Annotated in this window: 7 protein-coding genes and 1 pseudogene; 7 read left to right on the top strand and 1 reads right to left on the bottom strand. The window is 40.0% G+C overall.

All coding sequences use genetic code 11. From position 1 onward, the window contains the following. From tnpC to B5X72_RS21220, 7 genes and pseudogenes are all read left to right on the top strand, one after another. Nucleotides 1-573, top strand: a 573-nt coding sequence (gene tnpC / locus B5X72_RS20420) for an IS66 family transposase (RefSeq protein WP_139378809.1), incomplete at its 5' end; no start/stop codon positions are given. 28 nt (nucleotides 574-601) lie between these two features. Beyond that, nucleotides 602-2182, top strand: a pseudogene (locus B5X72_RS21145) (lantibiotic dehydratase family protein); the annotation flags it as partial. Between the two features lie 132 nt (nucleotides 2183-2314). Beyond that, entirely contained in the window at nucleotides 2315-3259 is a 945-nt protein-coding gene (locus B5X72_RS21140) for a thiopeptide-type bacteriocin biosynthesis protein (protein WP_262497503.1), read from the top strand. 150 nt (nucleotides 3260-3409) lie between these two features. Beyond that, nucleotides 3410-3718 carry a hypothetical protein gene (locus B5X72_RS20410; RefSeq protein ID WP_079718788.1) on the top strand — a complete coding sequence of 103 codons (309 nt, stop codon included), beginning with the start codon at nucleotides 3410-3412 and terminating at the stop codon, nucleotides 3716-3718. A 239-nt stretch (nucleotides 3719-3957) separates the two neighbouring features. Further along, nucleotides 3958-4332, top strand: a complete 375-nt coding sequence (locus B5X72_RS20405; RefSeq protein ID WP_176146287.1) for a DUF1573 domain-containing protein — start codon at nucleotides 3958-3960, stop codon at nucleotides 4330-4332. A 35-nt stretch (nucleotides 4333-4367) separates the two neighbouring features. Then, nucleotides 4368-4982 carry a hypothetical protein gene (locus B5X72_RS20400; protein ID WP_079718786.1) on the top strand — a complete coding sequence of 205 codons (615 nt, stop codon included), beginning with the start codon at nucleotides 4368-4370 and terminating at the stop codon, nucleotides 4980-4982. Nucleotides 4983-5104: 122 nt separating this feature from the next. Next, nucleotides 5105-5656, top strand: a complete 552-nt coding sequence (locus tag B5X72_RS21220) for an HTTM domain-containing protein (protein ID WP_394332960.1) — start codon at nucleotides 5105-5107, stop codon at nucleotides 5654-5656. Between the two features lie 25 nt (nucleotides 5657-5681). Here B5X72_RS21220 and B5X72_RS20970 read toward each other — a convergent pair. Continuing rightward, on the bottom strand, nucleotides 5682-5873 hold a 192-nt coding region (locus B5X72_RS20970), incomplete at its 5' end, for a hypothetical protein (protein WP_217698177.1).

Below are 5873 nucleotides of genomic sequence, written 5' to 3'. Positions count from 1 at the left end.
CTGGCCTGCTGGGCACATGCAAGAAGAGAGTTCGAGCGCGCCTTGGATAATGACCGGTCCAGGGCAGAAAAAGCCCTGCTCATGATCCAGCAATTATATGCGGTAGAAAGACAGGCTAAACAAGGGAAGCTTACACCGGAACAGACAAAAACACTGCGCCTGGAAAAATCGCTGCCGGTGATCAACGGGCTGGGGAAGTGGATCTTTGAAGAGATAAAGAATATGTTACCTAAAAGCCAGATCGGCAAAGCGATGGCTTATGCTTACGTCAGATGGGATGGGCTGTCGGCTTACTTGTACGATGGCAACCTGCAAATAGATAATAATCTATGCGAAAATGCGCTTCGCCCATGCTGTTTAGGTCGAAAGAACTACCTCTTCGCAGGAAGCCATCAAGCCGCCCAGCGGGCCGCCATGATTTATTCCTTCTTCGCCATCTGCAAAAAACACGAAGTGAATCCCTTCCAGTGGCTGAAATACACGCTGGAAAACATCATGACCATAAACCACAAGAACCTGAAAGACTTGTATCCGCAGAATTATAAAAGAAAACTGCAGGAATCAAATATGTAGTTCATAGGGCGGATACCTATATGAGGCATCTGATCGCTACCATTACATCGAATTTACGGAAAGGAATAGCAGGCGCTCTTACAATTGGGCATGGGTGAGCAAAAACCCACTTCTGACACAGGTATTACGCCTTGCAAAAAAGGGAATAAGTTTTTGGGATTTAGTGGAGCACCTGCGCCAATTTGGTGTCGAACAATACAGGGCCTCTAAATACCTTTATGAGTTAATTGAGGTTAAATTACTGATGTCCGAACTGGAAACCGCTGTAACAGGGATCAATTCTAACGGGACTTTATCCCGTCTAAAAAGCTTAGACCAAAAAACAATCCCGATCAGTATATTGAACAGATTGGACAATTTCTTACAGAAAACCAATGACCCAACATTCAAAGCATACGCATTCTCGGCAAATAAGGATTTAGGTGACTTGGAACGTGGTGCTGCCAAGAGTTTTTTCCAAGTCGATTTGCGGATAGGTACTTCATCTAACCAGATTCATCAGGGGATCGTGCATGAACTTGCAAGGGAATTGGAAGAATTGTCTGTTTTCAATCGTGCGAAAACCTCACCTGAACTCAAATCATTTTGCATGAAATTCCGAGAAAGATACGGCGATATGGAAGTACCTTTATTGGAAGTGATAGATCACGAAAGGGGTATTGGCTATGGTTCGACGTCCATCGGTACACCGGAGCACAACCCTTTATTACAAGGGTTGGGTACGCCACGGTCCGAAGCTGACAAAAGTGACAAGGATACTTTGGTCCAATCAATTATTGATCGCTACTGGTTCACGGATTCAATGGGTATTACATCCATTAAACTGGATCACATTGATATTCAATCTTTTCGTTCGAAAAATGGCAATGAAGAAATCGACATTCCTTTGGGATTTTATGCTCTTGGCAATCTGCTCACCTATGGTCACGGCATTGATAATGGAGAATACCTATTCAATGTACTGGCTGTGGGCGGGTCGTCTGCGATCCCTCTGATGACAAGGTTCTGTCACCTTGATACGGAATTGGAAGATCGGTTAAGGGAGTGTGTTGATTGGGAAGAAAGGCAAATGCACGGAGCGATTTTCGCGGAAGTGGTATTTCTCCCTGAAAGCAGGGCCGGGAATATCCTTGCCCGGCCAAGCCTTTTCAAATATGAAATACCTATCATCGGACAGGGCAAGGTCGGGGAAGCATACACTATATTCCTCGACGATCTCTATGTATCTGTCAGGCATGGTAAAGTTATCCTCCGCTCCAAAAGGCTGGACAAACAGGTCATACCCCGATTGAGCAGTGCGCACAACTTTCATTATGGCATGGTAGTCTACCGTTTCCTATGTGACCTCCAATGCCAGTCCGGCATGTTGGACCTCTCCTGGGATTGGGGAGCATCGGCCAGTCACCCCTTTACTCCACGCATATCCTACAAACATATCATTCTGGCCCGTGCCAAATGGCGGGTTGCCAAAACCGTCATGAGCGAGTTCAATGGAGCCGATAATAAATACAATATCAATTTATTGAAAGAGAAATACAGGCTTCCCGATGTGGTGGCATTGACCGAAGGAGACAACGAATTGGTTATTGACCTCCGCAGTCCGATAGGCGCGGAAGTCCTCCTAAAGCAATTGAGGAAGAACGATATCGTTTTGCAGGAATACCTTTTTGAAACCTATGATAGTCCGGTAAAAGGAGAACATGGAGAGCAATACAATAACGAGATCATCATCCCATTCAAAGTGGACAGGCCGATTAAAGAAGCTAAGTCAAACCCAATTTCCGAAAGTAAAATAAAAAGGACTTTCCAGCCAGGAAGCGAATGGGCATACATTAAGGTATATTGTGGTGTCATGGAAAGCGAACGGGTACTCCGTGACCAGATATCATCGCTTATCAATGCCCTTAAAAATACCACAATAATGGAAAAATGGTTCTTCATCCGATACAACGATCCTGATCCACACATCCGCTTGCGTTTTCTGCTAAAGGAAACCGATGGAAGATTGCCGTTTCAACAGTTGATAGAATGCCTCAATCAGCATTTGGCACTGTTGGTGGAAAACGGAACAGTCCATCGAATTGCCTATGATACCTACGAACGTGAACTGGAAAGGTATGGAATGGAAAGTATGGAGGTTTGCGAGTCCATTTTTCATATGGATAGCGAAAGTATCCTGTCATTGTTGCCTTTGTTCAAAAAAAGGGATGGAAAACATTTACGATGGCTTACCGGCATGCTCGGCGTGGATCACCTGTTCACGGCCTTTGGGCTGGACATCACAAAGAAAATAGCCCTCGCTACATCTTTAAGAGATGCCTTTTTGGATGAGTTCAGCAGTTATAATAAGCTGAAATACAAACTGGACATCAAGTACAGGGAAAGCCGCCATTGGATTGAAAAGTTCCTCGGGTTAGAGCATGAGGACGCCTTTATGGTGCATGGTGCCCTTGCAAAACGATTTGAATCTATATCGCAAGTAAGCGAAGCCCTTAACCACATGAAAGGAGACGTAGGGAAATGTTTTAACCTTTTACCCTCGCTCTCGCACATGCACATCAACCGCCTTTTTCCAACCAGCCAACGGGAACACGAAATGGTCATCTACCATTTATTGTCCAAGCACTATATGTCTGCCGAAAAACGGGGAAAACCGGAGTGTTCTTCAATGGCAATACATCGTTGAAGGGCCGTTAGAAACTATGAAAATACAATATCGAGGTTTATCTGTATTTCGTCATGGTCATACCGTATTTGGCCGAATTTATTTTTTTTATTCAATCCAAGCACGTAGCTTTAAGTATCTATTATTTCTAACAAATTAAATTTTAACAACATGAAAAAATTATCAAACCGGAGAAAAGCTGTAAAATTAAGCTTACTTGCCGCATCAGTTTTTGTCACAGTTTGGGGTTTCAGTAACTTTACCTCCACCCTTGCTAATGATGAAACTGAAATCAAGCTGAGAAACGCTTCCAGAGTTACAAACACGAGCCCATTCGCAATTCAGGATGCAAAAGCTAACCAATCGCCTGAGGCGGCCGAAACAGTTAACTGTGGTGAAGCTGGGTCTGACTGTACTGTGACTTATAATGAGGGCTCAAGAAAAGTAGAGGGCAAAAGAGAAGTAGAACAAGCGTATTGATTAATCTAACAAGATTGGGCAACTTTTTTCATCCCTTTTTTATTTGGGATGAAAAAAGTTGTTATAAATTTTATTAAATTTATTTAATAGTAAAATAGTTAGAAGTCTTATTTAACATAAACAACACTGAAAAGTGCTGACAGTTAAATGTAATTTGCGACTATATGTTAGAACATTTACCCATCTATAAGAAAGTTTTACTGGTAATTGTATATTCGTGCTTCACGCTACAATCTTGCATGACAGCTGATAAATCAAACACGTACAATATTGACGATCTAATAATAGATGAAGACGACGAAGATGGCCCTAAGATGGTGATTGAAAACCCTGTACATAATTTTGGGAAGATAAAGATCAATGAAGAAGTAAAACACGTTTTCTATTTCAGAAATACGGGAAAGCAGCCATTAATAATTCACAATTCTATACCAACTTGTGGCTGTACAATTTCTTCTCACCCCCAAAGACCTATCCCACACAATGCAACAGATTCTATTGTCGCTGTCTTCAAAAGCTCTGAACTTGGAAGACAGAACAAAGTAATTAATGTTATCTCCAATTCGATAGTAAAGAATCAAAGGTTAACGATAGTAGCGGAAATAATTAACTGATTTGACAAAATATAAGAAAATTTTAAATTATTCCTATGACGGCAAATACTATTATTAAAAAACTCAGACGAATTGGATTGCTATATTTTATTTTATTTCATTTTGGATTTGTTCTATTGATTGTGATTCGAGATACAATACCTGCACTGAGACATTTTTTTATAGTCAATAATATTACTAACGGAAAAAACTTAGATCCAGCAGTTATTAACCCAATTTATAAATTCACAAAATACAAATGGTTAAATAACTATGCATTATTTAGCGGTACATCGGCAGGCTACCATTTCTTTGCTCCAAAGATTGCAAGAAGTACAATATTAGAATGTATACAATTTGACAAAGAGAACAATGAAGTGTCAAGAATATATTATCCTCAAAACTTACGGACATACGAAGGTGTTCAAAGATATGCTGTAGCACTCAACAATATGCACTCGGCCTATAGGAATATTAAGGATTCTACCGAAAGATCCCAATGCTATGAACATGCTATTGAACTAATAGGTAAAAAGACAATCCAATCAAGTACGGTCAAGGGAGTCAATATTAATCATGTTAGTTTTTCTTACTATGTGTATCCAAATGTTGAAAATTTTAGAAAAGGAGTGGAACCAACTATGGTAGGTATTGTAAAGGTTGAATTGTGAAAAATAGATTGGATAAATATTTTAGGGCATGGTACAACTTTATTTACAAGGAAAGGGAAGAAGATTATTGTTTTTTAGGGATTTTTCGTATCACACTTGGCTCCTTTATCCTTGTTCACTTCATGTTTTTCATGAATGATTTTTATCTACTTTATGCAAAAGGTGGAATAATAAGCTACGATATTATGATAAGCTTTAGTTCCTCTACAGGTCTTAATATCCCTTTGTTATCCGATTTCATTATTAAATGGACTACTGTTTCGGAAGAAACGTCATATAATATTATTAGTGCTTGTTACATAACTTTATCTATATGCTTAATATGTGGTCTATTTACTAGAATATCATCCCTATTCCTTATTCTTTTACACATAGCAATATTTAATGGATCTCAGTTATATAGCTATGGTGTAGATCTGTTTACTTCGATCGCTCTGTTTTATTGTTTCATCTTTCCAACCAACGCCCAATTTTCATTAGATAAAAAAATCTTTAGAAAGAAAGGAACGAACCCTGGACCATACAGGAAAATTTTACAAATACATCTATGTATCGTTTATGTTTCCTCCGGTTTTGTGAAAATATTGGGCCAGGATTGGAGAACTGGTGAGGCTGTATGGCAAGCTCTCCATCAGATAAGACACAACATTACAATCCCCTTGAATTTTGTATAATACTCCCCAAAAATTGGACAGCTGCTTAAATGTTTAACTTAGCAGTTGAAAAATGAAAAAAGAACGGAGAAAATTCAGTGCAGGCTTTAAGGCTAAAGTAGCCATCGAAGCGATCAAGGAGCAGCAGACGGTGCATGAGCTGGCCGCCAAATGTATCCGCCCGACCAAGTACATCTTTATTGATTAATTGATCCGCTGTAGTTTTACGGGCTAAATA

Origin of the sequence: Parapedobacter luteus (genome assembly GCF_900168055.1) — a bacterium.
In the GTDB taxonomy this organism is placed as follows: Bacteria; Bacteroidota; Bacteroidia; order Sphingobacteriales; family Sphingobacteriaceae; genus Parapedobacter; species Parapedobacter luteus.
The sequence above is the reverse complement of the archived record's forward strand: the minus strand, read 5'-3'. Positions and strand labels throughout refer to the sequence as shown.

What these genes read in the sequence shown, in the direction of transcription:
- B5X72_RS20410 (WP_079718788.1), top strand. Translation starts at nt 3,410, where the DNA reads ATGAAAAAATTATCAAACCGGAGAAAAGCTGTAAAATTAAGCTTACTT.
- B5X72_RS20405 (WP_176146287.1), top strand. Translation starts at nt 3,958, where the DNA reads ATGACAGCTGATAAATCAAACACGTACAATATTGACGATCTAATAATA.
- B5X72_RS21220 (WP_394332960.1), top strand. Translation starts at nt 5,105, where the DNA reads ATGTTTTTCATGAATGATTTTTATCTACTTTATGCAAAAGGTGGAATA.
- B5X72_RS20400 (WP_079718786.1), top strand. Translation starts at nt 4,368, where the DNA reads ATGACGGCAAATACTATTATTAAAAAACTCAGACGAATTGGATTGCTA.